The sequence below is a fragment of the Oikeobacillus pervagus genome (genome assembly GCF_030813365.1).
GTDB lineage: Bacteria > Bacillota > Bacilli > Bacillales > DSM-23947 > Oikeobacillus > Oikeobacillus pervagus.
Genome location: NZ_JAUSUC010000015.1, coordinates 22,264 through 48,373, shown reverse-complemented (window position 1 = coordinate 48,373; position 26,110 = coordinate 22,264). Strand labels below are relative to the sequence as shown.

The 26,110-nt window shown below is 38.1% G+C and carries 24 protein-coding genes and 2 riboswitches; of the genes, 1 reads left to right on the top strand and 23 read right to left on the bottom strand.

Translation table 11 applies throughout. The annotated features are described in order from the left end of the window. Positions 1 to 100: 100 nt before the first annotated feature. A riboswitch (Lysine riboswitch) is annotated at positions 101 to 289 on the bottom strand. A 67-nt stretch (positions 290 to 356) separates the two neighbouring features. The 10 genes from yunB to J2S13_RS07620 form a co-directional block, all read right to left on the bottom strand. Beyond that, the gene (gene yunB / locus J2S13_RS07665; RefSeq protein WP_307257155.1) at positions 357 to 1,118 is read right to left on the bottom strand and encodes a sporulation protein YunB; all 762 of its coding nucleotides are present in this window, start codon (positions 1,116 to 1,118) and stop codon (positions 357 to 359) included. A 76-nt stretch (positions 1,119 to 1,194) separates the two neighbouring features. Beyond that, positions 1,195 to 1,497 (bottom strand): YunC family protein, encoded by a 303-nt coding sequence (locus J2S13_RS07660; RefSeq protein ID WP_307257154.1) that lies wholly within the window; start codon positions 1,495 to 1,497, stop codon positions 1,195 to 1,197. A gap of 57 nt (positions 1,498 to 1,554) precedes the next feature. After that, positions 1,555 to 2,946 carry a bifunctional metallophosphatase/5'-nucleotidase gene (locus J2S13_RS07655; protein WP_307257153.1) on the bottom strand — a complete coding sequence of 464 codons (1,392 nt, stop codon included), beginning with the start codon at positions 2,944 to 2,946 and terminating at the stop codon, positions 1,555 to 1,557. Beyond that, positions 2,946 to 3,770, bottom strand: coding sequence for a sulfite exporter TauE/SafE family protein (locus tag J2S13_RS07650; RefSeq protein WP_307257152.1), 825 nt, complete (start codon positions 3,768 to 3,770; stop codon positions 2,946 to 2,948). Before J2S13_RS07650 ends, J2S13_RS07655 begins: the two co-directional genes overlap by 1 nt. Before the next feature lie 78 nt (positions 3,771 to 3,848). Continuing rightward, positions 3,849 to 4,694 carry a DUF72 domain-containing protein gene (locus J2S13_RS07645; RefSeq protein WP_307257151.1) on the bottom strand — a complete coding sequence of 282 codons (846 nt, stop codon included), beginning with the start codon at positions 4,692 to 4,694 and terminating at the stop codon, positions 3,849 to 3,851. 547 nt (positions 4,695 to 5,241) lie between these two features. Next, the gene (phnE, locus tag J2S13_RS07640; protein ID WP_307257150.1) at positions 5,242 to 6,027 is read right to left on the bottom strand and encodes a phosphonate ABC transporter, permease protein PhnE; all 786 of its coding nucleotides are present in this window, start codon (positions 6,025 to 6,027) and stop codon (positions 5,242 to 5,244) included. Further along, the gene (phnE, locus tag J2S13_RS07635; protein ID WP_307257149.1) at positions 6,024 to 6,827 is read right to left on the bottom strand and encodes a phosphonate ABC transporter, permease protein PhnE; all 804 of its coding nucleotides are present in this window, start codon (positions 6,825 to 6,827) and stop codon (positions 6,024 to 6,026) included. The genes phnE (J2S13_RS07640) and phnE (J2S13_RS07635) overlap by 4 nt, the downstream gene beginning before the upstream one ends. After that, on the bottom strand, positions 6,824 to 7,591 hold the full coding sequence (phnC, locus tag J2S13_RS07630) for a phosphonate ABC transporter ATP-binding protein (protein ID WP_307257148.1): 768 nt from the start codon (positions 7,589 to 7,591) through the stop codon (positions 6,824 to 6,826). The genes phnE (J2S13_RS07635) and phnC overlap by 4 nt, the downstream gene beginning before the upstream one ends. Before the next feature lie 90 nt (positions 7,592 to 7,681). Continuing rightward, complete coding sequence (locus J2S13_RS07625) at positions 7,682 to 8,629, bottom strand: phosphate/phosphite/phosphonate ABC transporter substrate-binding protein (RefSeq protein WP_307257147.1); 948 nt, start codon at positions 8,627 to 8,629, stop codon at positions 7,682 to 7,684. A 15-nt stretch (positions 8,630 to 8,644) separates the two neighbouring features. Next, the gene (locus tag J2S13_RS07620) at positions 8,645 to 11,254 is read right to left on the bottom strand and encodes a single stranded DNA-binding domain-containing protein (protein ID WP_307257146.1); all 2,610 of its coding nucleotides are present in this window, start codon (positions 11,252 to 11,254) and stop codon (positions 8,645 to 8,647) included. Positions 11,255 to 11,445: 191 nt separating this feature from the next. On the opposite strand from J2S13_RS07620, the gene J2S13_RS07615 reads away from it, so the two are divergent. Then, the gene (locus J2S13_RS07615) at positions 11,446 to 13,020 is read left to right on the top strand and encodes a bifunctional metallophosphatase/5'-nucleotidase (RefSeq protein WP_307257145.1); all 1,575 of its coding nucleotides are present in this window, start codon (positions 11,446 to 11,448) and stop codon (positions 13,018 to 13,020) included. Positions 13,021 to 13,137: 117 nt separating this feature from the next. Here J2S13_RS07615 and sufB read toward each other — a convergent pair whose 3' ends face one another. The 13 genes from sufB to J2S13_RS07555 all read right to left on the bottom strand — a co-directional run bounded on the left by sufB (position 13,138) and on the right by J2S13_RS07555 (position 25,964). Then, positions 13,138 to 14,535, bottom strand: a complete 1,398-nt coding sequence (gene sufB / locus J2S13_RS07610) for a Fe-S cluster assembly protein SufB (protein ID WP_307257144.1) — start codon at positions 14,533 to 14,535, stop codon at positions 13,138 to 13,140. Between the two features lie 26 nt (positions 14,536 to 14,561). After that, positions 14,562 to 14,996 carry a Fe-S cluster assembly sulfur transfer protein SufU gene (gene sufU / locus J2S13_RS07605; RefSeq protein WP_307257143.1) on the bottom strand — a complete coding sequence of 145 codons (435 nt, stop codon included), beginning with the start codon at positions 14,994 to 14,996 and terminating at the stop codon, positions 14,562 to 14,564. Next, entirely contained in the window at positions 14,986 to 16,215 is a 1,230-nt protein-coding gene (locus J2S13_RS07600) for a cysteine desulfurase (protein WP_307257142.1), read from the bottom strand. Before J2S13_RS07600 ends, sufU begins: the two co-directional genes overlap by 11 nt. Next, entirely contained in the window at positions 16,215 to 17,525 is a 1,311-nt protein-coding gene (gene sufD, locus J2S13_RS07595; protein ID WP_307257141.1) for a Fe-S cluster assembly protein SufD, read from the bottom strand. Before sufD ends, J2S13_RS07600 begins: the two co-directional genes overlap by 1 nt. 18 nt (positions 17,526 to 17,543) lie before the next feature. After that, on the bottom strand, positions 17,544 to 18,329 hold the full coding sequence (gene sufC / locus J2S13_RS07590; protein ID WP_307257140.1) for a Fe-S cluster assembly ATPase SufC: 786 nt from the start codon (positions 18,327 to 18,329) through the stop codon (positions 17,544 to 17,546). A 303-nt stretch (positions 18,330 to 18,632) separates the two neighbouring features. After that, entirely contained in the window at positions 18,633 to 18,791 is a 159-nt protein-coding gene (locus J2S13_RS17030; RefSeq protein ID WP_503128654.1) for a YuzK family famiily protein, read from the bottom strand. Positions 18,792 to 19,110: 319 nt separating this feature from the next. Next, positions 19,111 to 19,959: a MetQ/NlpA family ABC transporter substrate-binding protein gene (locus J2S13_RS07585; RefSeq protein WP_307257139.1), complete on the bottom strand. Its 849-nt coding sequence runs from the start codon at positions 19,957 to 19,959 to the stop codon at positions 19,111 to 19,113. Positions 19,960 to 19,975: 16 nt separating this feature from the next. Beyond that, positions 19,976 to 20,644, bottom strand: a complete 669-nt coding sequence (locus J2S13_RS07580) for a methionine ABC transporter permease (protein WP_307257138.1) — start codon at positions 20,642 to 20,644, stop codon at positions 19,976 to 19,978. Continuing rightward, positions 20,637 to 21,662 carry a methionine ABC transporter ATP-binding protein gene (locus tag J2S13_RS07575; RefSeq protein ID WP_307257183.1) on the bottom strand — a complete coding sequence of 342 codons (1,026 nt, stop codon included), beginning with the start codon at positions 21,660 to 21,662 and terminating at the stop codon, positions 20,637 to 20,639. Before J2S13_RS07575 ends, J2S13_RS07580 begins: the two co-directional genes overlap by 8 nt. Positions 21,663 to 21,781: 119 nt before the next feature. Then, positions 21,782 to 21,883: riboswitch (SAM riboswitch) on the bottom strand. A 106-nt stretch (positions 21,884 to 21,989) separates the two neighbouring features. Then, positions 21,990 to 22,340: a hypothetical protein gene (locus J2S13_RS07570; protein ID WP_307257137.1), complete on the bottom strand. Its 351-nt coding sequence runs from the start codon at positions 22,338 to 22,340 to the stop codon at positions 21,990 to 21,992. 286 nt (positions 22,341 to 22,626) lie between these two features. Continuing rightward, positions 22,627 to 22,938 carry a thioredoxin family protein gene (locus tag J2S13_RS07565; protein ID WP_307257136.1) on the bottom strand — a complete coding sequence of 104 codons (312 nt, stop codon included), beginning with the start codon at positions 22,936 to 22,938 and terminating at the stop codon, positions 22,627 to 22,629. Continuing rightward, entirely contained in the window at positions 22,938 to 23,297 is a 360-nt protein-coding gene (locus J2S13_RS07560; protein WP_307257135.1) for a toprim domain-containing protein, read from the bottom strand. Before J2S13_RS07560 ends, J2S13_RS07565 begins: the two co-directional genes overlap by 1 nt. Before the next feature lie 219 nt (positions 23,298 to 23,516). Further along, positions 23,517 to 25,964 (bottom strand): Lon protease family protein, encoded by a 2,448-nt coding sequence (locus tag J2S13_RS07555; protein WP_307257134.1) that lies wholly within the window; start codon positions 25,962 to 25,964, stop codon positions 23,517 to 23,519. Positions 25,965 to 26,110 lie beyond the last annotated feature (146 nt).

The following is a 26,110-nucleotide window of genomic DNA, read 5'->3' as shown; positions in this document are numbered from 1 at the left end:
ATAGTTAAAGCCCAATGAAAGATGAGGACGGATAATAAAAAAAGGGTAATAATAGAGAAATCTATCATTACCTTTTGTAATGTAAAATTATTTCTCCATCACGATCTGTAGCTCTCCATTATGCCTTCCATACTCCTACATAATGACAGTGTCACCCTTTTTCAAGGTGACCCCAGCAAAAATAAAGTTGACCATTTATTTTTACTTCGGCAAAATTTCCTTTCATCTATGATCTACGTTGTCATCCTCTCATAGATTACTCATAAAAATTGCAGCCTCTACCCCACCGGATTTTGATAAGGTTTATAATGTTATTTAATAATCTTAGCAATTATGCGTCCTTTTGACAAGCTGTATTATTTTACAGGAACAGTTAAAGTAGGAGCCTGATTACTGCCTCCATTATAGAACTGAGGAACTCCCCCTTCAATAATCCCCATGGCTACTGGAATATCCTGCTCAACGGTCGTCATTTTTGTAGCAAATGGAACAATGATCTGAACATTCACTTGAACTCGAATAGAGACTTCTACAAACGCATTATTAATTCCATATGGTTTCACATTTGATTTCACATCTGATCGAACATTTCCGATGGCATTAAAACGAATCGGTACCCGAGGACCAAGGTTTCCTAGCAAAGCATTATTAGTTGCTTGACCTAATGGAACTGAATAAACGATTCCTTCTGATTTTTCCATTTTTTTATTTTCAATTTCAACATCTGACAGTAACTCTAATGCTTGCAAATTTCCTCGTTCTGCTTCTTTTAAGTTTAATTGTACGAGGGTCGTCGTTTCTCCTAAAACTCGGTTAATAATTTCCGTATTAAATTTCGTCACTGTCGTACCTTTTCCATCACCACTCGGAACAGTTTCAATAATATCGTTAATATCGATGGCATTCGCAACCTTCTTATTTACTGCTTTACTAATGACTTTAGCAGCAATTGCCTTCGTTTGGGTTTCAGCATAGGTCACAAGTGTAGGCTTAATTCCTTCATTAATAATCCAGAGACTTGCAATCGTGGAAAAGACAAAGATCATGAATGTGATGATTAGTACATATCGAAATGGCAATGGTCCTTTTCGGGGTCTATATCTACGAAATTTACGCAAAAATCTCCCCCCTTCATATGCTATACTTATGCATTGAAAGGAGGAGATAGACAGAAGAATACCTTATTTTTTAAAATTAAATCATTTTTAAAAGGGCGTCTTTTCCGATCATCCCTTTATGGATTCCGAGTTTCTCTGCACCGACTGTGACAGATTCTAAAGGAGATTCTAATAGCTCATCAATCGTTTTGACCCCGACCGCTCTTCCAGCAATTATATTTCGATCTTTTAATTTATCATTTAATAACTGAACATCAAGAGCTCCACACATAATATATCCTTGATCATTTGTTACAACTAATAAATTCGTCTTCGGTAACTTTACTGACACAGTTAGAAAGGTGTGACCATCTAGATCCATTGGTGAAAGATGAATCATCTCTTTATCCGCTCCTTTCCATATTATATGTATGAAAAGAATACGGAATAATGCTTGTCAGCCATGCATCTTCAATAACTTCCATTCTAATAAATCTCGCAAGAATTCAGGCATAAAATATTGCTTTTTCTTTGCCCGATAAAGCGCGGGAAAGAAACGACCAAATGTAAACATATCAGTTGTGGCCAGCTTATAAGTTTTCCCTAAATCAACCAGTTCCCCATCCACAAGGATTTCTTCGTTTTCATCCTTGATTTCAATTCGATCATAAATGAATTTCCCCATTACTCGACCTCGAAATCCTAATCCTTGCAGTTGAAATTGAGTCCATTTCGGATCAAGGGTTTGTTTGATCACTTCTTTTAATTCAGCCCCACTTATTTCGATTATACAAGGATTAATAGGATGAGGGAGAATGCGGTGAATATCATATTTCGTCACTGTCCCACTTGGTAAATAATCCAACACTAAACCAGCATTGAGCATCCCGCAATCTGCCTCACACCATTCTGTTAATGCTTCACACAAAATTTGCGGGAGTGGGGATGGCTGAAACCAATCTGATTCAATCGAATGGTCAAGGAAAACAACTGGTTCCTTTAACAAATCCTTCCCTTTTTCATAAAATTGTTGAATTCTTCCTTCTTCATTACTTGTTTCAGGCAACTCGTTAGTGTCATAAAGAATGGCTTTCTTTTGACAAATTTGTTTTTGGGTAGAATCTACCTCAAGCATAATATGGCCGACAAAATAACCAAATTTCCCCGCTGCACAGAGTAAAGACTGGCCAACTTCTTTCCCTTCATGAAGGATATGATGAGTATGGGCGCCAATAATAATATCCACCTCAGGAATTTCCGTTGCAATTTTTTCATCATCATAAAGTCCTAAATGAGAGAGAACAATGATGATATCAGCTTGTGTGGCAAGTGATTTTACTTGTGTTTTTAATTCTTCAATAGGATCTTTGATTTTCCATCCAAGCAATTCATATGATTTTGAAAAATAAGCCGTAGCAGCTGTAACCGCTAAAGTCATCCCATTTTTTAACTCGTATATTTTATAAGGATTCGCCCATCCAGGTCTTTGTCCATGTTGATCGTATAAATTGGATAAAACCACTTCGAAATCTGCCTCATCATAAAGATGTTGCAACGCTTCCTTCGGCAATGTGATTCCCTCATTATTTCCAATCGTAACTGCATCAAAACCTGCTTCATTTAACAACTGGACATTTCCTTTTCCTAACGTAGCCTCAGTATATGGATGAGATCGATCGATATGATCCCCGAGATCAAACAGAAATACTTCTTCCCCTTCACTTTGATGCCAGCTTTTTCTCTTCTTCATAAATTCATCCATTCTTGGCCAATTTTCAAAATGACTATGAAAATCATTAATATGATATATATGAACGGTTTCTAACAATTTCTCACCTCTATTTTCCATTAACCTGCAATTCCTTCAGATATTAAACGTATACCAACAATAATTAGAATTAGGCGCAATAAAGTCACAACCGTGTTCGATTTTAATTTTGCATTAAGGAAAGCACCTAGTTTGGCCCCAATCCATGCACCAGGTATTAAAGCCGCTGCATATAGCCAAACCACATTTCCTAATATAATATGTGTAGTAGAGCTCACGAGGGAGGATAGAAAAATCATTAACATCGAAGTGGCTACCGCTACATGAGGAGGAAAGGCAAAAATAATAATCATTGCTGGGACCATTAAAGACCCGCCACCAATTCCAAAGATTCCAGAGCAAAAACCGACGATAAAGGAAATGAAAATAGCTAAAAATAAATGATACCCATATTGATATTCATTCCCATTTGAATCAACAAATGTTCGTTTAATACCATGATTTCCAGCACTTTTTAATGGCTTAATTTTATTTCTTATCATTAACACAAATGAGATGAAAATAACGAAAATTCCAAAATACAATTGAAAGTCATCCAACTTCATCCATTTATTTACCCAAGCACCTATAATCGCTCCTGGTCCACTTCCAATAAAGAAAATCAAGCCACTTCGATAATCCACTTGTTTTTGTTTCATATAAGCTAATGTAGAAGATAATCCAGTAAAAATCATAATGACAAGTGAAGTACCTACGGCTTGTTGCGGAGTGATTTCGTTAATCAGTGTCGTATACGTACCTAAAGTTAATAAAGCAGGGACAATGATGATGCCTCCGCCAAGACCTACAATCGAACCAAGAGTACCAGATACTAGTCCAATGAGGATGAGTACAATCCATTCCATCTATTTTAACTCCCCGCTATAAGTAAAATTTTATCAAATTCAATTCGGATCGAGGTATCCTTCGTCATTTGTCAAAGCTCAGAATAAATCCAACTGCCTAGGGGCCAAAATCGTGTATTCTATACCCAAGAGCTCGATCATTTGTTTAGCATTATCTGCTGCATCTCCACCTGAATTATTATTAAATAAAACATAGATATCCCGACTTTCACTTGCTAGTGCGTGAATTTTTCTTGTCCAATTTTTGAGTTCTTGTTCGTTATATCGATATAAATAACGAACTTCTCGCCAATTCTCTTGTTTCGGTTTCCTCCACCCATATACATTTCGTCCGTGAAAGCGGAACAACGTTTTTTCTGAATGTGTGGCTTCCAACACAATCGGCACTGAGCCATTTCCCACCTGTGGTTCATCACATATAGTATGAATCCAGCCTTCTTTTTTAATAAATTCAAGCGTCTTCTCTTTAAAATCTTCGGAATACCAGGATTGATGACGAAACTCAATTGCAAGCGGGAATCCCCTCATCGATTCCTTACAATATCTTAAATAATTCACATGTTTTTTTTGGCAATCAAACCATGGTGGAAATTGAAATAAAACCATAGCTAATTTATTCTCATTCACATAAGGCTCAAGAGATTCCTTGAAAGCATCAAACATTTGTTGTTTGGAATCAAAGGGGTTTTCCCCACGCGAATGACCTGTCATTCCTTGATAAGCCTTGACGATAAATTGAAAAGAGCGGGGAGTTTCCCTTACCCATTTCTCTGCATTTTTCCGTGGCTGAATGGCATAGAAAGAAGTATCCACTTCCACAATCGGAAAATAACCAGCATAAAGCTTTAGCTTATCCCTTGAAGAGATACCTGCATGATATAGAGAGTCATGATCCCCCCAACCCGTTACTCCAATATAAATCAAGTTCAACACCTCATTGGCTTTTATTTTACCATATTTTTTATGAAAGTTTGTCTGTGAAGTGATGAGATTAAGTTGTGAATTTACGAAAAATAAAGCATCGCGACTTTACTTGTACAATGTTAATCAAAATTCACAAAATGCGAGCTTGAAATAGGACCTCGACATGGAAATGATAAGCTTTTTGTGAAATCGTGAGCAAATTAACCCCTCTACATTTGCATGGATAAACGCTTGATGATGTAGGGCAAAAAATCACGAAAAAGGAGCATATATTCTGGGAATTGAACAAATCCTTTTAAATCCAACTCCTATCTTCACGAAAAAATAGGCATAGGTTGCTGGACTCTTAATTCCCCTTTGATCCTTCTTTTCAAATGGCAAATCTTAATACATCCGAACACTGAAAGCATTATGAGAAAATAGCAACATAAAGCACGTTGTATCCGTTAAAAACCATACAACGTGCTTTCGACATTCGCTGTTCTCATTATATTTATTTGAAAAATAACATCATTATGTCTTTCCTAATTGAACCAACCAATTTCCACTATGTAAAGCGAGCTCGAATTTTACTTGAAATAAGATCGACGAGTGTGACCATTACGATAATACCGAGTAAAATAATACCGACACGTTCCCAATTTCGCACACTTAATGCGAAAATGAGCGGCGTACCAATCCCCCCCGCTCCAATCACTCCTAGAATCGTCGCGGCACGCATATTCACTTCTAGTCGATACATTACAAATGAAAAATAGTTAGTGAGAACTTGAGGCACGACAGCGAAGATGAATGTCTTAACTGGATTTGCCCCCGAAGCGATGAGTGCTTCTCTCGCATTAAGGTCTACGTTTTCAATACTTTCTGAAATCAGTTTGCCAAGCATTCCAATTGCCCCGATACCCAATGCGAGTACTCCAGCAAACGCACCAGGTCCTACCGCTTTAATAAAGAGGAGAGCAAGCACAATATCTGGAAAAACCCGAATAAAACTTAACAATACTTTATTCACTCCGACGACCGCTCTGCTTTTTGTAATATTTCGAGCTGCTAAAAAAGCAAAAGGAATTGATAAGATGGCTGCGATAATAGTACCGAGAACTGCAATTGCAAGCGTATCTAGCAAACCTCGTAATAAGTCTTCTCCTCCTGGATCATAAACGTAATCCCAATCCGGTGAAAAAATGCCAGATATAATCGCTGATACCACTTCGACAGACGTTTCTTTCAAGCCGATCGACGGCAATCCACTAAATGCCCATATATAAATGAGAATAACGATAACCACAATCGAAAATTGACGAAATCTGCTCATTGTGCTACGCGTAATCATGTTAATTTCTCCCTTATTTTTGTACTACAATAGTCAATGACGAGGACAACGAGTAATGTATAAATAATAATTGTTGATACGCGGTCATATTGAAAAAATCCAAGTGTCTTTTCATAATATAAACCGATTCCTCCAGCACCGACTAACCCTAAAACAGCAGCTGCTCGAATGTTGATTTCAAACGCATACAAGAAAAAGGAGACAAACGATGACATCACTTGTGGCACAACACCGAACATAATCCATTTCACCTTATTCGCCCCAACAGCTGTCATCGCTTCCATCGGTCCTGGATCAATCGCTTCAATTGATTCATAAAATAATTTTGCAATAATTCCTAATGAAAAGAACGTTAAGGCAAAAATACCAGGGATAGGACCAATTCCAAAAACTGCGACAAATATCGAGGCCAGTAATAATTCGGGAAGTGTACGAATTAAATTTAAAATAAAGCGAGTCGGTCCTGTAATCCATGGATAAGAAAAGACATTTTTTGCAGCTAACATTGCGAGGAAGAATGCAAGAAGTCCACCAATTGTCGTTCCCACAATTGCCATGCGAATCGTCTCTAACATTGGATTCGTCACTTCTTTAAAATAGCTCCAATCAGGTGGCAAAAGTTGAATAAGAAGCTCCCACATGTTTGGCAAACCTTCCATCAATTCCGTAATGGAAAAATCAATTTGTTTACCACTTAACCAGACAAGAATGAAAATGAGTATGAATGACATAACATGTTTCGTTTTTGAGGGGGGAATCGAGTAATTGATTGGCCGTTGTGCTGTTTGAACTTTTTTCATTTGGCAACCCTCATTTGAATGCCTTCTTTTTGCCTCGAATAAATTTCTTGGAATACTTCATCTGTCGCTTCTCGCACTGGACCATCAAATACTACCTCACCGTCTCGCAAACCGATAATCCGAGAGGCGTACTGTTTGGCAAGATCGATCGAGTGCAAATTAACAACCATCGTAATGTTCAAATCTTGATTAATTCTTGCTAAATCATCCATCACTTGTTTTGTCGTCAATGGATCGAGTGAGGCGACTGGCTCGTCTGCTAAAATAATTGTGGCTTCTTGAGCGAGTGCTCTTGCAATAGACACACGTTGTTGCTGTCCTCCTGACAATTGATCCGCTCGCACGTACGCTTTTTCTTGAAGTCTAACACGCTCTAACGCTTGAAATGCTAACTCTTTATCCCGTTTCGGAAAAAGCCCAAAAATCATACGTAATGTAGAATGATAGCCTACTCGTCCTGATAAAACGTTCCGCATGACAGATGAACGACGAACTAAATTGAAGTTTTGAAAAATCATGCCAATATCACGGCGAATCGCATACAAGTCATTCCCTTTTGCATTCGTAATCGATTGTTTATTCACGAGGATCTCTCCCTCGGTAATTTCATGCAAACGGTTAATCGAGCGTAAAAAAGTTGACTTTCCTGCTCCTGACAATCCAACAATCACGATAAATTCGCCTCGCTCAATCGTTACATTTAACTTATTTAATCCTCGTGTCCCATTCGGGTATATTTTCGATACATTTTTAAATTCAATCACATGATTCCTACTTTCTTGGAAGGAAATCGAAGCTCTCTAATCGAGATCGATTTCCCTTTATTCTTTTCATGCTATATATGAATGTTTAGTTTAGTTCACTTCTTTACTTACTTTCTTTTCATATTCACGCACGATATCAAAGTTACTATCTTTTGATGCAACATATCCTTCGTGCGAATAAATATCGCGAATGATTGACTGTCCTTTTTCATCTTGACCAATTGCGATAAACGCTTCTTTAATCTTTTCTTTCATGTCGTCGCTAATTTCTGGACGAACAGTAATTGTGTCATTCGGAATCGGTTCTGTAAATTTAATGATTTTTGTATCCTTAAATACAGTTTTGTAATCTTTTGCTACAATATTACGAGCGTCTTGGAACGTAACCGCTACGTCAATATCTCCATTTAATAATGAAATGATTGCTTGGTCATGACCCTTTAATGTGACAGGCTTCATATCATCTAATGGGTGAATCCCCGCCTCCATCAATGTTGCTGCCGGCCATACAAAACCTGCTGAAGACGTAACGTTTTGATATCCAATTTTTTTACCTTTCAAATCCTCAATAGACTTAATTCCTGAATCTGCACGAACGACAAAAATAGACTTATAGGAATCGACTAATTCATCTGTCGGTGTACCATCATCATTGACACCATAACGCTGTGCTTGAAGTAAAATGTCCGCTGCTTCTTGTTCTTTTGCAATGACATACGCTGTAGGGGGTAAGAAACCGATATCAACCTTATTTGATTTCATCGCTTCTACGATTGTATTGTAGTCAGTCGAAACACTAACTTTTACCGGAATTCCTAATTGATCACTTAACAATTTTTCTAATGGTTTTGCTTTTGCCTCTAACGTATCCGCTTGTTGAGAAGGAACGAATTGAACGACGAGTTCTTCCAATTCTGTCTGATCACCTTTTGCCCCTGCCTTACTTGCACCTGTTTTTCCTTCTTCTTTACTACATGCTGTTAATACAGCAAGTGATAATACGAGGAAAAGTATTCCCATTCGCAAACATTTTTTCATCTTATATTCCCTCCATTACATCGCTTTTTTCATTTCTACAGGAACATCCCAAAATGGAAGAAAGGATGGTTCAATTTTCTTACCACTTTGTACTCGGATTTGATGACGTAATGCGTTCCATTTGTTCAATCGAGCTTCATCATTTTTTGCTCGTTGAACGTCGATTACTTTTTTCAACAAATGTTGTTCCATTTTGTCATCCAAATAAGATTGTGTTTTTCCGTATTTCACGAGTTCATCTAAACGTCCTAAATGAATGACAGCTTCTACTTCATACGTTTTTTCGACACGATGACCAGCTTGATCAGTCGCTCTAATTGTTAATTCATAACGACCTGGCTTATACGCTAACGGTGAAATCGCGATTGTTTCTCCTAATGAAACCCCATTCAATTTGACATGTACTTCGTCTAAATCCCCATCTAGGTCTGTCACAGGAACGGGTATGTCATACGTGTTCGTAATATCAAAAGTCGTAAATGGCAAGTCGCCGATGACAGGTGGGGTAGAACTTGTAAGTTTCTGCACATGCCCCAAGTCTGTCACTAACAATTGATACGTTTCATAATGGATGGATGCAATGCCTGAAACTGACACGATGTCCCCTTCTTCATAAAGAGAAATGAAATCTTCCATCGTCACCCCAGTGCGTTGATCGACACGTACTTTCGTTCGTCTATTATCATTTTGAATCTCAAATTCAAACGCATTCGGATATGCTTTCAATTGTTGAATCGAACCTTCTAATGTGATGCGTTTTCCTTGATTCCTCTCATCGATTTGATCAACTTGTTGGAATGCTGGTAGTTCACGTTGACCTAAAATTTTTACGTGTTGTACCTCGGTCAATTCTTTTTTGCCTTGAAACGTTTGAACTGTACCTTGTACTTGAACATAGTCTCCTCGTTGTATGTCGCCTTCACGCTGAAAGACGTATATGCCCGCTTCATCATCTTGCATAAAAAAACCTTGACCACCAAAAAGACCAGGTTTCGTTGTCACAGTCCCCGCTACTTTAACGACTGTTCCGTCTTTTACGTTACGTGCCTGTTGAAGGGACATTATTTGTGGCGGTTCTTCAATTGAACCCGACGTACCGATTGTGACCGATTCAGTTAAAAGGTTTGCTTTCCCTTGACGTAGACGAATATTAACATCGCCTTCTATCTTCTCATCGAGTTTGAGAAACAATTGTTTCGTCGCAACTCCGTTTTCATTCGCAATAAGCGTAAAGGGAGAGCTATATCCGTAGTGACTTGGCCAACTCCCATCTTCATTTTGAACTTTGGCAATTTGTTGGCCTCCCGCTATGTAGATGCCGAGCGTGTATCCTGTCATCATTTGCCCAGGCTTTAACCCTTCCATTTTGACTTGTACAGAAAATGGTTCACCTTGTGTGAGTGGTGTTTCGTATGTGAGTGAATAAGTTGATTCTAGCAATGGTTGTTCGCTTGAACCGAATGAACCCGACGCAAATGTAGAGGAATCAAACCACAAGTATGTAGGAGATGGCTGTGACCAAGGCTCTGCTTGAGGTTCAGTTGTATTTTCTGGATATTCTTTCGTCAATAATGGTGACGGGGCATCCAATGAAACATCCGCTTGATCAAATGTTTCGTACGATTCTTGTTGTGCCAACCAATCCACCATATTTAACAGTAATTGTCTATTATCTGCTTCAATAAATCCATCATATGTTTTCTTTTGTTTGCCTGTTTCTTCATTGCGATATTTTGGTATTGCATCTTCAACAGGAGAAGAATCTCCAATAAATGCAGCCTTTCCTAACCCTAATTTTGAAATAGCAGCATAAGGTCCCTCAGCTATTCCGCCACCATGGTATACCCCTTCATCAACAGAAGGTCCCCATTTAGCGTTCGAATCAAGTTTTGGAACGTATACAATTCCTTTCGCTCGTGTTGGGTCTGTAATTGCCAACGTAGAACCGGCATGCATCGTTACAGCTGATATGCCTTCTGTAATCCCAAATGTATCCGACGCATCGACAATTTGATTCGCAACAACTGTTCCGAGAGCATTGTATCGAAATCGAATGCCGAAATATTCATTTAACCAATCAGAACTTTCAACTCCTTGCATCGCTTCCGATTGTTTCTCTGCTTGTGACATCCCTTTTGTAGGGTCTTTGAAAGCTCCTCGTCTAAATCCATTCATCACTTCAGATGAATCCCAACGATTTTTATTGCGATCCGCATTGTAATGATCCGAAATAAAAAAGATGCTTCCACCATTTTCAACATATGCAATCATGTCATCCTGCTCTTCTTTTTTAAACGGAATGTTCGCTTCCGGTATAATGAAGACATCATGTTTCATTAAATCTTGTAAGTTTAGTGGTTCTGTTTTCCTTAACTCTTCCACTCGATATCCTCGTTCCATTATTCCAACGGCAAAATCAGAAAATGCTCCATCTATTACCCAATCGGCTTGTCCTGCTGTCTGTCCGTGCATGTTATCAAACAAGACGGATTTCCCATTCGGTTCACTTGGCAAAAGTATCGGTGCTGGATCATCTAATGTCTCTGCGCACAATAAATCTGGATGACTTAATAATCCAAGCACTAGGCAGAACAATATAAAGTTCAACCGTTGAATCTGTTTCATGACTCTCCCCCCTCCCACTACTCACTGTAACGAAACTTTGTTAAGACACCTTTAAAAACGAATACATAAATTGTTAAAATTGTGAAAATATATGTTAACATCCTCCATTTATACACAAAAGAAACCTTCTTCCCGTTATACTTTTGGCGAACACGGAAAATAAGGTTTAGATGAAAGGATGTTTGAGAGTTATGAACGAAATAATGATTACACTATTGTATACGAGTGATATTCACGGCAATATCCTCCCACTCCTTTATGGAACAAACGAAGAAGCTGACCTTGGTTTAGCCAAATTCGCTTCCATTGTGGAACAAAAGCGTAAAGAAACCGACCATCTATTAGTGGTCGATAACGGCGATTGTATACAAGGAACACCACTTATGTCTCATTACGTAAAAGAGCATGCAGATCGTCCCAATCCTATTATTGAAACGCTAAATACGATTCAAATAGATGCAGCAGTCGTTGGGAACCATGAATTTAATTTTGGACAATCGATTTTACACCAAGCTGTCAAGGAATCTCACTTCCCTTGGCTTGCAGCAAACGTAGTCGATTCTGAGCAAAATGAACCTTATTTTGGTCAACCATATCTCATTAAAACATTCACTTCTGGTATAAAGGTAGCGATAGTAGGGGCAACAACTCAGTATACACCAAATTGGGAAAAGCCAGACCATTTAAAAGGGATGAGATTTATAGAAGCAACTTCTACGCTACAAAAGTGGATAGAGCATATAAAGAAAGAAGAAAAGCCAGACGTCCTCATCGTCGCGTATCACGGTGGATTCGAACGAGATATCGAGACAGGGGAGCCTACCGAACAGCTGACCGGGGAAAATGAAGGGTACCGTATAGCACAAACATTACCCGATGTGGATGTCTTATTAACAGGACATCAACATCGTATATTAACTGGATGTATTGACGATTGTCTCGTCATTCAACCTGGACATCACGGATCAGCATATGGCGAAATTCAGCTAACGTTAGTGCATAGTGCAAGTCACGGCTGGCGCATCACTCGTAAAAAAGCGTATATTCATACGTTGGAAGATGTACAAGCAAGTGAAAAAATCATTCAAATGGTATCTTCTTTAGAAGCTTCTACTCAACGTTGGCTAGATCAACCAATCGGGATAATTCAAGGAGATATGACGATTATCAATCCACTTCACGTGCGCCTTCAAAAACATCCATTCATTGAATTGATCCAAACGATTCAAATGGAAGCAAGCGGTGTCGATATTTCAGTTACGGCTTTATTAAGTAATGATTCGCCTGGATTCTCCCATTCCGTCACCATGCGTGAGGTTGTTTCTAATTATATTTTCCCAAACTCGTTAGTTGTTCTAGCACTTACAGGTCAAAATATAAAAGATGCCATCGAACAAAGCGCGACTTATTTTATTTTAAAAGAAGATGATACTATTCAAGTAAATCCTACTTATACGACACCAAAACCTCAACATTTCAATTATGATATGTGGGAAGGCATTCACTATATAATTGATGTATCACGCCCATTCGGTTCACGCATCACACATCTTTCTTACAAAGAAGAGCCGTTACAGATGGACCGAGAATACGAAGTCGTCATGAACAATTATCGTGCAAGTGGGGGCGGGAATTTCGATATGTTCTGTCAAAAACGAGTCGTCAAAGAGATTCAACGTGACATGGTTGATCTAATCAGTGACTACTTTCAACAGCACCCGATCATCAAAGCGCGTGTAACGAACAATTTCAAAGTGGTCCATTGAACTGCTCCCACTTTCACTTTGTTTAAAATGGGAGCAAATCAATAACTTACAAAAGCTTGTTTCTTAACCATGTGAAAAGCCTGCCACAACCATTGCTGTGACAGGCTTTGTAATGTCTTAACCAATTGATCCTTCCATCTCGAACTTGATCAATCTATTCATTTCTACTGCGTATTCCATTGGTAATTCTTTTGTGAATGGTTCGATAAAGCCCATTACGATCATTTCTGTTGCTTCTTCTTCGGAGATTCCACGGCTCATTAGATAGAATAATTGTTCTTCTGATACTTTGGAAACTTTTGCTTCGTGTTCTAATGAAATATTATTGTTTAAAATTTCATTGTATGGAATTGTATCGGAAGTGGATTGGTTATCCATGATGAGTGTATCACATTCGATATTGGCACGTGCTCCGTCTGCTTTGCGTCCCATGTGTACCATTCCACGGTAATTGACTTTTCCTCCGTGTTTTGAGATCGATTTTGATACGATTGTGGAGGAAGTATTTGGTGCAAGATGAATCATTTTTGCCCCTGCATCTTGGCATTGTCCTTTTCCAGCGATAGCAATGGAAAGTGTCATACCGCGTGCACCTTCTCCTTTAAGAATGACTGCTGGGTATTTCATCGTTAATTTAGAACCGATGTTCCCGTCGATCCATTCCATTGTCGCGTTTTCTTCACAAACAGCACGCTTTGTAACAAGATTAAATACGTTGTTTGCCCAGTTTTGAATCGTCGTATAACGGCAGTAACCATTTTTGTTAACAAAGATTTCAACAACCGCACTGTGTAAAGAGTTTGTTGTATAGACTGGCGCTGTACAGCCTTCTACGTAATGGACATGTGCCCCTTCGTCTACAATAATTAATGTACGTTCGAATTGACCCATGTTTTCTGAGTTAATTCGGAAGTATGCTTGTAGTGGCGTATCTACTTTTACACCTGGTGGAACGTAAATGAAGGAACCTCCAGACCAGACAGCCGAGTTTAAAGCAGCGAATTTGTTATCAGTTGGCGGGATCACTTTTGCCCAATATTTGCGGAAAATATCTTCATTTTCCTTCAAGGCAGAATCCGTATCTTTGAAGACGATTCCTAACTCTTCAAGATCTTCTTTCATATTATGATACACAACTTCAGATTCGTACTGAGCTGAAACCCCTGCTAAATATTTTTGTTCCGCTTCTGGGATTCCTAGCTTATCAAAAGTTTGTTTGATTTCTTCTGGTACTTCATCCCATGAACGCTCTGACTTCTCAGATGGTTTTACATAATACGTAATTTCATCAAAGTTTAATTCTTGTAAATCTCCACCCCATTGTGGCATTGGTTTATCATAGAAATGTTGAAGAGATTTCAAGCGGAAGTCTAACATCCATTGAGGTTCTTCTTTCATCTTGGAGATTTCTTCGACAATTTCACGAGTTAATCCCCGTTTTGAACGGTAAACGGAAATATCTTTATCTCTAAAGCCGTATTTGTAATCCCCGATTTCCGGCATTTTCTTCGCCATATTTATTCCTCCTTATGAATATTGCACTATTTTTCTTCTTTCAGACCCTTTTCCATCGCTTTCCACGCTAATGTCGCACATTTAATTCTGGCAGGAAATTTGGACACACCTTGAAGTGCTTCAATATCCCCTAAATCTAGATCATCAGGATATTCATTTCCTTGCATCATGTCGGAGAAAATCTTTGATAGTTTGATGGCTGTATCTATATCTTTTCCTTTAATTGCTTGTGTCATCATAGAAGCGGAAGCCATCGAAATCGAACAGCCTTCCCCTTCAAATTTAGCATCCGTTACGATTCCATCTTCCACATTCATCGTCAAATGAATTTGGTCCCCACATGTTGGATTATTCATATCAACGGTTAAAGCGCCGTCTTCAATCTTTCCTTTATTACGAGGCTTTTTATAATGATCCATGATGACTTGACGGTATAGCTGGTCTAAATTATTAAAAGACATCGCTGAAAAACTCCTTCGTTTTCATAAGCCCTTGTACAAGCTTATCAATATCTTCCTCAGTATTATATAAATAAAAGCTAGCGCGTGCTGTTGCTGACACATCCAACCATTTCATTAATGGCTGAGCACAATGATGGCCTGCACGAACAGCAATTCCTTCTGCATCTAATACGGTTGCTACATCATGAGGATGAACATCGCCAATATTAAATGTGACAAGGCCTGCACGTTTTTCCGCTTGTTTTGGTCCATAGATTTCGATTCCTTCAATCTCACCCATTTTTTCCAATGCATAAGCGGCTAAATGATGCTCATATTTTTCAATTTCCTCTAATCCTACTTGTTCAAGGAAATCGATCGCAGCTCCTAAACCGATGGCACCTGCGATAATAGGGGTACCTCCTTCAAATTTCCAAGGAAGTTCTTTCCACGTTGATTCATATAGACCAACGAAATCAATCATTTCCCCACCAAATTCAACTGGTTCCATATTTTCTAAAAGCTGTTTTTTCCCATATAATACCCCAATACCTGTTGGGCCACACATTTTATGTCCAGAAAAGGCAAGGAAATCACAATCCAAATCTTGAACGTCTACTTTTAGATGTGGAACACCTTGGGCTCCATCCACCACCATAATCGCACCATTTTCATGGGCAATCTTCGTAATGTCTTTAATCGGATTAATCGTTCCTAACACATTGGACACAAGCATAACAGAAACAATTTTCGTCTGAGGAGTGACCGTTTTTCTTACATCCTCAAGTGTAAGAGTTCCGTCTTTTTGCATCGGAATATATTTTAATGTTGCCCCCGTTTGTTTTGCTAGTTGTTGCCACGGAATAATATTACTATGATGTTCCATATACGTAATGACGATTTCATCGCCTTCTTTTACTTGCTCACGTCCATAGCTTGCAGCAATGGTGTTAATAGATGTTGTCGTCCCTCTTGTAAAAATTACTTCTTCCATCGATTTTGCATTGATAAATTTGCGAACCTTCTCACGGGCACCTTCATAAGCGTCGGTTGCTTTTGTGCCAAGAGTATGAACGCCTCGATGAACATTCGAATTATATTCCTTATAATATTTTTCGATTGTTTCAATAACAGGCAGCGGCTTTTGAGATGTCGCTGCACTGTCTAAATAAACGAGTGGATTCCCATTGACTTCTTGGTCTAGAATCGGAAAATATTGACGGACTTCTTTTATGTTCATTATCGAACTTTCCTTTCAATAACCTCAGTCAGTTGCTTTTTCACAGCCTCGATTGGTATTTGATTTACAACTGGAGCCAAAAATCCATGAATGACAAGTCTTTCAGCTTCTTTTTGAGGAATCCCACGACTCATTAAATAATAAAGCTGAACAGGGTCTACACGTCCAACAGAAGCCGCATGACCTGCTGTTACATCATCTTCATCAATTAAAAGAATCGGGTTGGCATCTCCTCTTGCTTTTTCACTTAACATAAGCACGCGTGATTCTTGTTCTGCATTGGCTTTAGATGCACCATGCTCGATTTTTCCAATTCCATTAAAGATGGAAGTTGCTTCATCTTTCATTACGCCGTGCTTTAAAATATATCCTTCTGTGTTTTTACCAAATTGAACGACTCTTGTTGTAAAGTTTTGTGTTTGTTTTCCACGTCCAACGACAACGGTTTTTGTATCGGCAAACGATCCGTCCCCTAGTAATGTGGTTTCATTTTCAGAAATGGTATCGCCATCATTCATTTGTCCAAGTGCCCATTCGATTCGAGCATCACGTTTTGCCACCCCGCGGCGGTTTACGTAAGTCGTAATTCCACTTGATAAATGATCGACTGCACCGAAGGCGACTTTCGCATTATTTCCAGCAATCACTTCCACAATAATATTGGCAATTCCTTCTGTTTCCCCTGTTGTAGATAAGTAGTTTTCTACATAGGTGACTGAGCTGTTTTCTTCCGCTACAACGAGAACATGATTAAAGAATGTGGCATCGTTTTGATCATGAAGGAAAATAGATTGGATTGGTTTTTCAAGCACAACACCTTTTGGTACAAAAAGGAAGATACCACCATTCATTAACGCTGTGTGTAAAGCCGTTAATTTATTTTCCTCTACAGTCACCGCTTCCGTCATAAAGAATTTTTTGACCAAGTCACTATGTTCTTTAGCGGCTGTGATGATATCTGTAAAAATAACCCCTTTTTCTTTTAGCTCATTTGAGATGGCTAAAAATGCCGGTGTATTATTCCGTTGAATATATAAATTATTATGTTGATCATTGAGATTAATAAGTGCTTTAACTTCTTCTGGTACCTCATCCAATGAAGTGAAAGCATCACTTTTCACATAATGATGTTGAAATTGTGTAAAATTCCATTTGTCAATCTTTGTTTTATCTGGTCTTGGCATCGGGAGTTCCGCTGCACTTTCCAATGCTTTCAAACGCATCGTTGTTAACCATTCATTTTCACCAAGTTCTTTTGAAAAAGAGCGGATATACTCCTGATCTACTGGTAGTGTAATATCTACAGTCATGTCCATCCTCCTAACAAGTTACGCTTCTTGACCAACAGTTTCGTCTTCTATTCCCAATTCCTTCTTAATCCAGTCATAGCCTTCAGATTCTAAGCGTTGTGCTAATTCTGGTCCACCTGATTTAACAATGCGACCTTGCATCATGACATGAACATGATCAGGAGTGATGTAATTTAATAAACGTTGATAGTGAGTGATCATTAGACAGCCGAAATCACTGCCACGCATTGCATTAATCCCTTTAGAAACTACTTTCAATGCATCAATATCTAAACCGGAATCGATTTCGTCTAAAATAGCGATCTTAGGTTGGATCATCATTAATTGAAGAATTTCATTTCGTTTCTTCTCTCCACCTGAGAATCCTTCGTTTAAATAACGTTGAGCCATATCAGGATCCATTTCTAAAAATTCCATTTTTTCATCCATTTGTCGGATAAATTTCATTAAAGAAATTTCATTTCCTTCCTCGCGACGGCTATTGATAGCAGAACGTAAGAAGTCTGCGTTCGTTACGCCATTAATCTCACTTGGATATTGCATGGCTAAAAACAGGCCAGCACGTGCACGTTCATCTACTTCCATTTCTAACACGTTTTGGCCATCTAATGTAATGCTACCTTGTGTAACGACATATTTTGGGTGTCCCATAATCGCTGAAGATAATGTGGATTTACCAGTCCCATTCGGACCCATGATTGCGTGGAACTCTCCACCTTTAATTTCAAGGTTAACCCCTTTTAAGATCTCTTTTCCTTCAATTTCAACATGTAAGTCTTTTACTACTAAAGTTGAACCAGCCATATTTTATACCTCCGTTAATATCGAAAAGTAGTATTTTTTCTTTTACCATTCTCATTTTATTCTCATTACAATCTTATAACAAATTAAAATTATATTCAATAGTTCAGACACTTGTTTAAATTAAGAAGTTCCCATAGAATTCATATCTCTTCCCTATGTATTATTTCTTATACCTATCAATTCCAAAAAGATTAAATGAGAAAAAACAATCTATTTTTCATTGCATGTTTTTTCTTCTTTTTTATATTCCACAATTACGTTGAAAAAAACCAGCGTTAAAGTAAAACACTGGTTTTTTCCATATTATATATGGTGATGAAATTTACGATCTATGTCAGCTACAACTCTTCTGCTGTGAATATACTCCACTTCCCTTTTTCTTTCAACAGCCATTCTCACTCTATGTTTTCTTTTGTACACCTCATATCCAATCCCATGGGCACCACGTAACGCTCGCTCCATTCCATCTGTGTACACTAATTTTAGTGAGTTAATAATTAATCAATCCCTTCGTTTTGATTCCTTATTAATGTTACCAGTCTTGTTAATTTTACACAAAAAGGGTATGGAACTCTCTCCTTATCTTATCATTTATATAAAATGCTCCGAGCACTGACAAACGAATATTCTTAGTATTCCTCGTGTTTTCTCCCGAATACTCTTTAACCTTCCTTCACCCCTGAATAGATTTGACTAAAAATTCAATTCATTAAAAAAATGCTACAGAACATATCCGTATAAATAGGGAATGAGTGGATTAGCTCATTCCCTTTTCCTTTTCTTATTTATTCACTGGGACTACGGAACCTTTCCATTCATCTAAAATAAAGTCTTGAATTTCCTTAGAATGAAGGACATCAACGAGTGCTTGAATTTTTTCAAGCTTTTCATCCCCCTTGCGAACGGCAATTACATTCACATATGGTGAATCATTATCTTCAATGGCAATGGCATCTTCTAGCGGATTAATTCCAGAATCAATCGCATAGTTGGAGTTAATTAAGACCGCATCTCCCTCTCCTTTTTTATAGATTTGCGGGAGTAATGCTGGTTCATAATTATAATCAAACTTTAAATCTTTTTTATTTTCCACGATGTCTTTCACGGTTGCTGTATCTTTTTTGATACCATCTTTTAACTTAATTATTCCTTCTTTTTCTAACATGGTTAATATCCGACCATGATCGGCTACAGAACTACTCATTAAGACAGTAGCACCTTTTGGTAACTCATCTAGACTTTTGTGTTTTTTTGAATAAACTCCGATCGGTTCAATATGAATGCCACCAGCGATTTCAAAATCATACCCATGATCTTTGACTTGTCCCTTAAAATAGGGGATGTGTTGGAAATAGTTTGCATCAAGTTCGCCTTCAGCCAATACTTTATTCGGTAAAACATAATCTTGGAATTTTTCGATTTTTAATTTATAGCCTTTTTGTTCCAATAAAGGTTTTGCTTCTTCTAAAATGATGGCATGTGGAGTATTGGATGCTCCTACTACAATGGTTTTGTCATCACCTTTTGTACTTTCTCCTTTTCCATCTTTTGAATCATCTGATTTTCCCCCACATGCGGCAAGACTTAGTACAATGAACGCAGTGAGAAAAGTATAAAGCCATTTTTTCATTAGAAAATCCTCCTCGTTATCGTTTATCTATTTTATTTGTAATCAAATCACCCGTTATTTGAATAATAAAGACAATGATTAAAATAATGATGGTAGCAGCAAGTGTGACATCATTTCTGCTTCTTTGGAATCCATCTAAATAAGCTAAATTCCCTAATCCACCTGCCCCAATCACTCCCGCCATTGCAGTGTACCCTACTAAAGCAATAGCTGTTACAGTAATTCCAGAGACTAATGCCGGCATTGATTCTTTCAGCAGCACCTTCGTAATAATCGTGCTGATATTCGCTCCCATCGATTTAGCGGCTTCAATTACCCCTTTATCAATCTCACGTAAGGCAATCTCCACCATTCTCGCGTAAAAAGGAGCAGCTCCAATAATAAGGGCTGGCAATGCAGCATTTTCCCCGATGATCGTTCCAACAATCACATTTGTGAATGGAATCAATAGAACGATTAAGATAATAAATGGAATCGAACGAAAAATATTTACAAATGCTGCTGTTACAGCATACACCGCTTTGTTTTCCCACATATTCCCTTTAGATGTTAGGAATAATAATAAACCTAAAATAATTCCAAGGATAAAAGTCGCAACAACCGCTACTCCTGTCATATATAAGGTCTCCCATGTGGCTTCCCACATGATTGCCCAATCTACGTTTGGAAACCATTCCTTAAGCATGGGTGATGACCTCCGCCTCTACTTTATGTTGTTCTAAGTATGAAATGACATTTTTAAGTTCCGCTTCATCTCCATTGATATGGATGTACAATGTTCCGTACGCTCCGTTTTGTGTTTGCGATACTTTCCCTTGAACAATATTAATGGAGACTTTAAACTGACGGACAATCTCTGTAATGATCGGTTGTTCAGCTGTTTCACCCAAAAAGAAAAGCTTAATGACTTTTCCAGAAGGATAACGCTCAAGTAGATTTTCAATGGTTTCCTTCGATTCCTCAGGTTCAGCCACTTGTTGTACAAACCGTTTGGTGATCGGTTGTTTTGGTTTTTTAAAGACTTCAAGTACTGGACCCTGTTCAACGATTGTTCCCTGCTCCATCACTGCGACACGATGACAAATTTTTCTTATGACATGCATCTCATGTGTAATCAAAACGATCGTTAATCCTAATCTTTCATTAATATCCACTAATAAATCTAATATTGAATCGGTTGTTTGTGGATCTAAAGCGGATGTCGCTTCATCACATAAGAGCACCTTGGGATTATTAGCTAATGCCCGAGCAATCCCGACTCTTTGCTTTTGACCTCCACTTAATTGGGAAGGATAAGCATCTCCACGTCCCTCTAGGCCGACTAATTTTATTAATTCATTGACCCTTTGCATTCTTTCTTTTTTCGGAACCCGAGCAATTTCAAGGGGGAAGGCAATATTTTCCTTTACCGTGCGCGACCATAATAAATTAAAGTGTTGAAAAATCATACTAATATTTTGCCTTGCTTTTCTTAATGTAGCGCCTTTAATTTTCGAAACAACCTGATCTGCCACGCTAATTTCCCCACTAGTTGGGATCTCTAGCCCATTTAACATTCGAATTAACGTGCTCTTTCCTGCGCCACTATATCCGATAATTCCGAAAATTTCCCCCTGTTTAATAGCTAGATTAATATCTTTTACCGCTGTAATTTCACCATTCTTCGTAGAAAATATCTTCTTAACACGCGAAATATGAATGATATCTTTCGTTTCCATTAGACCACCTCTTTCACTAGCATCTTGCCTGAAATTAGCTTCAATAAAAAAACCTTTCTGCCGAATGACAGAAAGGTTTAACGAACGATCACGATATTACCTTCCTCTCATCTCTCAAAAATAATTTTGTGTGAATTGGCACCTTTTCAAAAACTGACGGTTGCCGGGCTTCATAGGGCACATCCCTCCACCTCTCTTGATAAGAGTAAATACAACTATATTGATTTGATTAATGGTAATATTAACATTCCTAGATGAATAGTGTCAAGACTTTTTCCACAACCCTTTTATTTATTTAAAACATTCTTTCAATTATGCAGGTTCATTTTTTAATTCATATTCTTTGCAAAGCCATAGGATCGATTCCAGCAGTAAGAGTGATCGATAGGAGCCATGATAAACTAATTCTTTTCTCTTCACTAATGTTTGCAAACGTTCTTTTCCCAAGAAGGCCTGTTGAATAGAAGCATACTTTCCCTCTATTAAAATTGGCACATGGTCAACTACATGATTGGAATAAATGATTTCATTCTCTGAAAAGGAAATGATCCAAGCTTGCTGTTCACATTGGATACAGGCATCTAAAAATTGCTCTGGAAGTAAAGAAGTAATATGTTTTCTTTTTCTACATTCTTTTTTTAAGCGATTTAGTATATTCTCCATACCCTCACCTCAAACAGATTTCTTTCTTACCTTTTTCCTGTTGTTGAGGGGAAAAACCTTTATGTTTCGTTCGACAATTTTTCTGCCCATCCAATCAAAACGACATAATCCCCAAAGGTCCTACAAATAAAAAGCGCCGGTCTAGGAATATTAAAGTGAAACTGCATTCAGTGGGGGGTTCTTCATTCACCACTGAATGCGGGATAAACATTTCCCGAGAAATATGTTAAATCGTGACGAAATAATTCTAAAAAAAGTGAGGCCACACCAAATAAAAAAGCACCATCTATTGGTACTTCGTTAAAACATGATATAAATGTGGAACTGAATGAAAGGCATATATTTTCTCGACTACTTCTCCGTCTTGAAAAAATAAAAGACATGGAACACTCTCAATCAGGTATTTGGTTGCCAATTGTTCATGGAAGTTCAAATCTAACTTAGCGAAAGGAATTCCAGGAAGGAGCTCACTTAACACTTGAACCATCTTCCCCGCTACTTGGCATGTTCCACATAGGGGGGTGTATAAATATAAAACTAGTTGAGGAGGTTCTTCTAGTAATTGTTCTACAGGCTGTTGTGACCAATCTTGCACCATCATTTCTCATCCTTTTCTACATACTTGGAATGGACATCCAAATTTGCACTTAATAATACCGAACATAAATGCCAATAAGGAGCGGTTGCGACTTCTTTGTACATACGGTCAATGTATAAATGCTTTGCTTCTGGAAATTCCTGTTTGAACAGTTTGCGAAGCTTTTCCCCTGAATCATCGGCATCCACCAAAATATAGACATCTCGCCCTAATAATTCATCGACCAATTCATCGATCTTGGTTAACCCGATGGTACCATTCGTACAAATAATTTCGACCGGTTCTTTAATGACTGTTTTTATTTTTCTTTTGTCTGTTGTCCCTTCTACAATGATTACCTTTTCCTCAACCAGATCCAATTCCACCACTCCTTACTGTTCATTGTTATGTTCTATTTTCACTCACTTGATTCATAATTGCAAAGGATTCACTTTTGACATTACAAATGCCTAAGCGCCTGCCCATCGGCGGACGGGCTTCGTAGTTTTTGACTGAGATAAAGGAAACTCTGTTCAAATTTTATCTTTTTCTAAAAAGCTAAGAAAGCACCCTCCATCTTAAGGGTGCTTGATGAATTTCTATTCTTCTTTTTCCTTCTTCATCGGATTCATTTTTTGAGCTGCTTGATACATTTGGTCAAAACGATCGGCTACTTTTGCAAAAATAGATTCAGGTTGGAATTCTCCTAAGTTTGTAAGGGGATAACCAGCACTAACACCCGTTAGAATTTCAATTCCTTCTGTAATATTTTCTACCGCCCATACATGGAATAATCCCTTTTCTACCGCATCCATTACATCATCATGGAGCATTAAGTTTTGAATATTTTGTTTCGGGATCATCACACCTTGTTCACCCGTTAACCCTTTTTCTTTACAAACATGATAAAATCCTTCAATCTTTTCATTTACTCCACCGATCGGTTGAATTTCCCCCCATTGGTTCACAGATCCTGTGACAGCAATGCCTTGCTTAATCGGAACTCCTGATAAGGAAGAAAGTAACACATAAAGTTCTGTACTTGAGGCACTATCCCCATCAATCATTTGATAGGTTTGTTCAAACGTGATGCTTGCTGAAAGGGGAATTGGCCGATTTTTTGCGAATAAGCCTGATAAATAACCTGTTAATATTAATAATCCTTTATTATGAATTTGCCCGCTTAAAGAGGTTTCTCTTTCAATGTTCATGATCCCTGATCTTCCGGCGAAAGTTTGAGCGGTGATCTTACTAGGTATTCCAAAGGTGTATTCTCTCGTTCCCATTACGGCAAGTCCGTTAATTTGGCCAACACGAGCTCCATCTGTATCCACCATAATCGTACCGCTCACAATCATTTCCTTATACTTTTCAAATATTCGATTGGAACGATACATCTGTTCATCAAGAGCTTTTTTAATATGAATATCATCTACATATCGAGAATTTTCGCGGCTCGCCCAATAACTAGACTCCACTAACAGCTTAGTAATCTCCTGGAAACGAGTCGATAATTTTCTCTGATCTTCCACAAGTCTCGAACTATAGTTCATAATCTTCACTACAGCTCTTCGATGAAAAGGGAGTAATCCTTCTCGGTCTGAATAGTCCTTAACGAAATAAGCCATTTGTTCATAATGTTCTCGGTCTTTTGTCATTTCTGTATCAAACTCAACTTTTACTTTAAATAACTTATAAAAATCTTCATCATAGCTTGCGAGCAAATCGAATAAATAATAGGAGCCGATCATAATCACTTTTACACGGAGTGGAATGGGCTCTGGTCTTAACCCACTTGTAGGATAGGCTCCTTGTACTTCATAAAGATTCTCAATTTGAATATGGCCCGTCTGCAGCATTCTCTTAAGCAAGCCCCAAGCATATGGTTGCTGAAGAAGTTCAGATGCCTGTAAAATCAGATACCCTCCATTAGCCAGATGCAAGGCTCCTGGTTTAATTAAGGTAAAATCCGTTGTCCAATTTCCTAAAGCACCTTTATATTCCATCTTTCCAAAGAGATTTTGAAAGGTTGGATTTGTTTCGTAAATAACAGGCGCCCCTTTTTCACTTTTATTGTTTACGAGAAGATTGACCGTATAACGTTGTAATTGTTGTTCTTTATTTCCTGTGATTACTTCCAAAAAGTCGAATTCTTCTTTCTCATCTGCTGCCGGTAAAAAGATGGAAAAATGCTCAACCACATCTTGAAAGTATGCTTTCAAATAGCGAATGACTTTTGGGTTATCCTCATATTCCCCATAGAGTGGCTGGAAAAGACATTCTATCGAATAAGCAACCGATTGCTTCATAAACAAATCCAAACTTTTTCTTATTTCGCTTTCCACTTTTTGAATCTGATTGATGGTTTGATTTATTTTTTCTTCCAATTGCCTACTTTTTTTCTGTAACTCTTCTTTATCTTCCTTTGTCAAACGATCATACTCTATTTTCTCTAATGGTCTTCCAAATCTAAGAGGATACGTATCAATTCCAGAGGGCGTTTGTTCAACGCGAAAATTCAAATTAGAGGCAAAGTCTTCTAGATCTTTCCACGACTGTTCGATCTGCTTTTCAAATCCTGCTAGAAGAGTGCGTCGTTTGTTCTCGAATGGTTCCTCAGAAAATGTTTTTCTGATCAATCTTTCAATATCCTTTAACAGCACTTCAATATCATGATGAAACCGAGCACCCACTCCAGCTTCCAGGGAGATTGCAAGTGGGCGATCAGGATTTTCGAAATTATAGACGTAACACCAATCATGTGGAACGGTCTTTTCCTTTGCTAAATTTCCGACCTTTTGTTGGGTATAAGTTAATCTTCCCGTTCCAGAGGGGCCGACTACAAATAAATTATAATCGGGCTGTTTAACTGTTAAACCAAAGTCCATCGCATCAACTGCACGCTTTTGACCGATTAATTCACTCTGTTTCTGCTCGATCTCAGCCGTTGTTTCAAATTGAAACATTTGTCCATCACAGTGACTGCTTAATTTCGATACAGGTACTTTATATAGCGAGAGAAGTTGTTGATATTGAGCTGTTTCCATAGGGATCACTCCTTCGAATACTTTGATTTACGCATTCTCTATCTCTTAACATATTTCTACATGATTCCTCATAAATCCTACAAATTCCTCAATATTTTCACAATATTAAAGAAGGGAAACCATGGAGAGTCGCACATCCCACGAAA

What these genes read in the sequence shown, in the direction of transcription:
- J2S13_RS07660 (WP_307257154.1), bottom strand. Translation starts at nt 1,497, where the DNA reads ATGATTCATCTTTCACCAATGGATCTAGATGGTCACACCTTTCTAACT.
- J2S13_RS07655 (WP_307257153.1), bottom strand. Translation starts at nt 2,946, where the DNA reads ATGGAAAATAGAGGTGAGAAATTGTTAGAAACCGTTCATATATATCAT.
- J2S13_RS07650 (WP_307257152.1), bottom strand. Translation starts at nt 3,770, where the DNA reads ATGGAATGGATTGTACTCATCCTCATTGGACTAGTATCTGGTACTCTT.
- phnE (WP_307257150.1), bottom strand. Translation starts at nt 6,027, where the DNA reads ATGATTACGCGTAGCACAATGAGCAGATTTCGTCAATTTTCGATTGTG.
- phnE (WP_307257149.1), bottom strand. Translation starts at nt 6,827, where the DNA reads ATGAAAAAAGTTCAAACAGCACAACGGCCAATCAATTACTCGATTCCC.
- J2S13_RS07625 (WP_307257147.1), bottom strand. Translation starts at nt 8,629, where the DNA reads ATGAAAAAATGTTTGCGAATGGGAATACTTTTCCTCGTATTATCACTT.
- J2S13_RS07620 (WP_307257146.1), bottom strand. Translation starts at nt 11,254, where the DNA reads ATGAAACAGATTCAACGGTTGAACTTTATATTGTTCTGCCTAGTGCTT.
- J2S13_RS07615 (WP_307257145.1), top strand. Translation starts at nt 11,446, where the DNA reads ATGAACGAAATAATGATTACACTATTGTATACGAGTGATATTCACGGC.
- sufB (WP_307257144.1), bottom strand. Translation starts at nt 14,535, where the DNA reads ATGGCGAAGAAAATGCCGGAAATCGGGGATTACAAATACGGCTTTAGA.
- sufU (WP_307257143.1), bottom strand. Translation starts at nt 14,996, where the DNA reads ATGTCTTTTAATAATTTAGACCAGCTATACCGTCAAGTCATCATGGAT.
- J2S13_RS07600 (WP_307257142.1), bottom strand. Translation starts at nt 16,215, where the DNA reads ATGAACATAAAAGAAGTCCGTCAATATTTTCCGATTCTAGACCAAGAA.
- sufD (WP_307257141.1), bottom strand. Translation starts at nt 17,525, where the DNA reads ATGACTGTAGATATTACACTACCAGTAGATCAGGAGTATATCCGCTCT.
- sufC (WP_307257140.1), bottom strand. Translation starts at nt 18,329, where the DNA reads ATGGCTGGTTCAACTTTAGTAGTAAAAGACTTACATGTTGAAATTGAA.
- J2S13_RS17030 (WP_503128654.1), bottom strand. Translation starts at nt 18,791, where the DNA reads ATGGAGCGAGCGTTACGTGGTGCCCATGGGATTGGATATGAGGTGTAC.
- J2S13_RS07585 (WP_307257139.1), bottom strand. Translation starts at nt 19,959, where the DNA reads ATGAAAAAATGGCTTTATACTTTTCTCACTGCGTTCATTGTACTAAGT.
- J2S13_RS07580 (WP_307257138.1), bottom strand. Translation starts at nt 20,644, where the DNA reads ATGCTTAAGGAATGGTTTCCAAACGTAGATTGGGCAATCATGTGGGAA.
- J2S13_RS07570 (WP_307257137.1), bottom strand. Translation starts at nt 22,340, where the DNA reads ATGGAGAATATACTAAATCGCTTAAAAAAAGAATGTAGAAAAAGAAAA.
- J2S13_RS07565 (WP_307257136.1), bottom strand. Translation starts at nt 22,938, where the DNA reads ATGGTGCAAGATTGGTCACAACAGCCTGTAGAACAATTACTAGAAGAA.
- J2S13_RS07555 (WP_307257134.1), bottom strand. Translation starts at nt 25,964, where the DNA reads ATGGAAACAGCTCAATATCAACAACTTCTCTCGCTATATAAAGTACCT.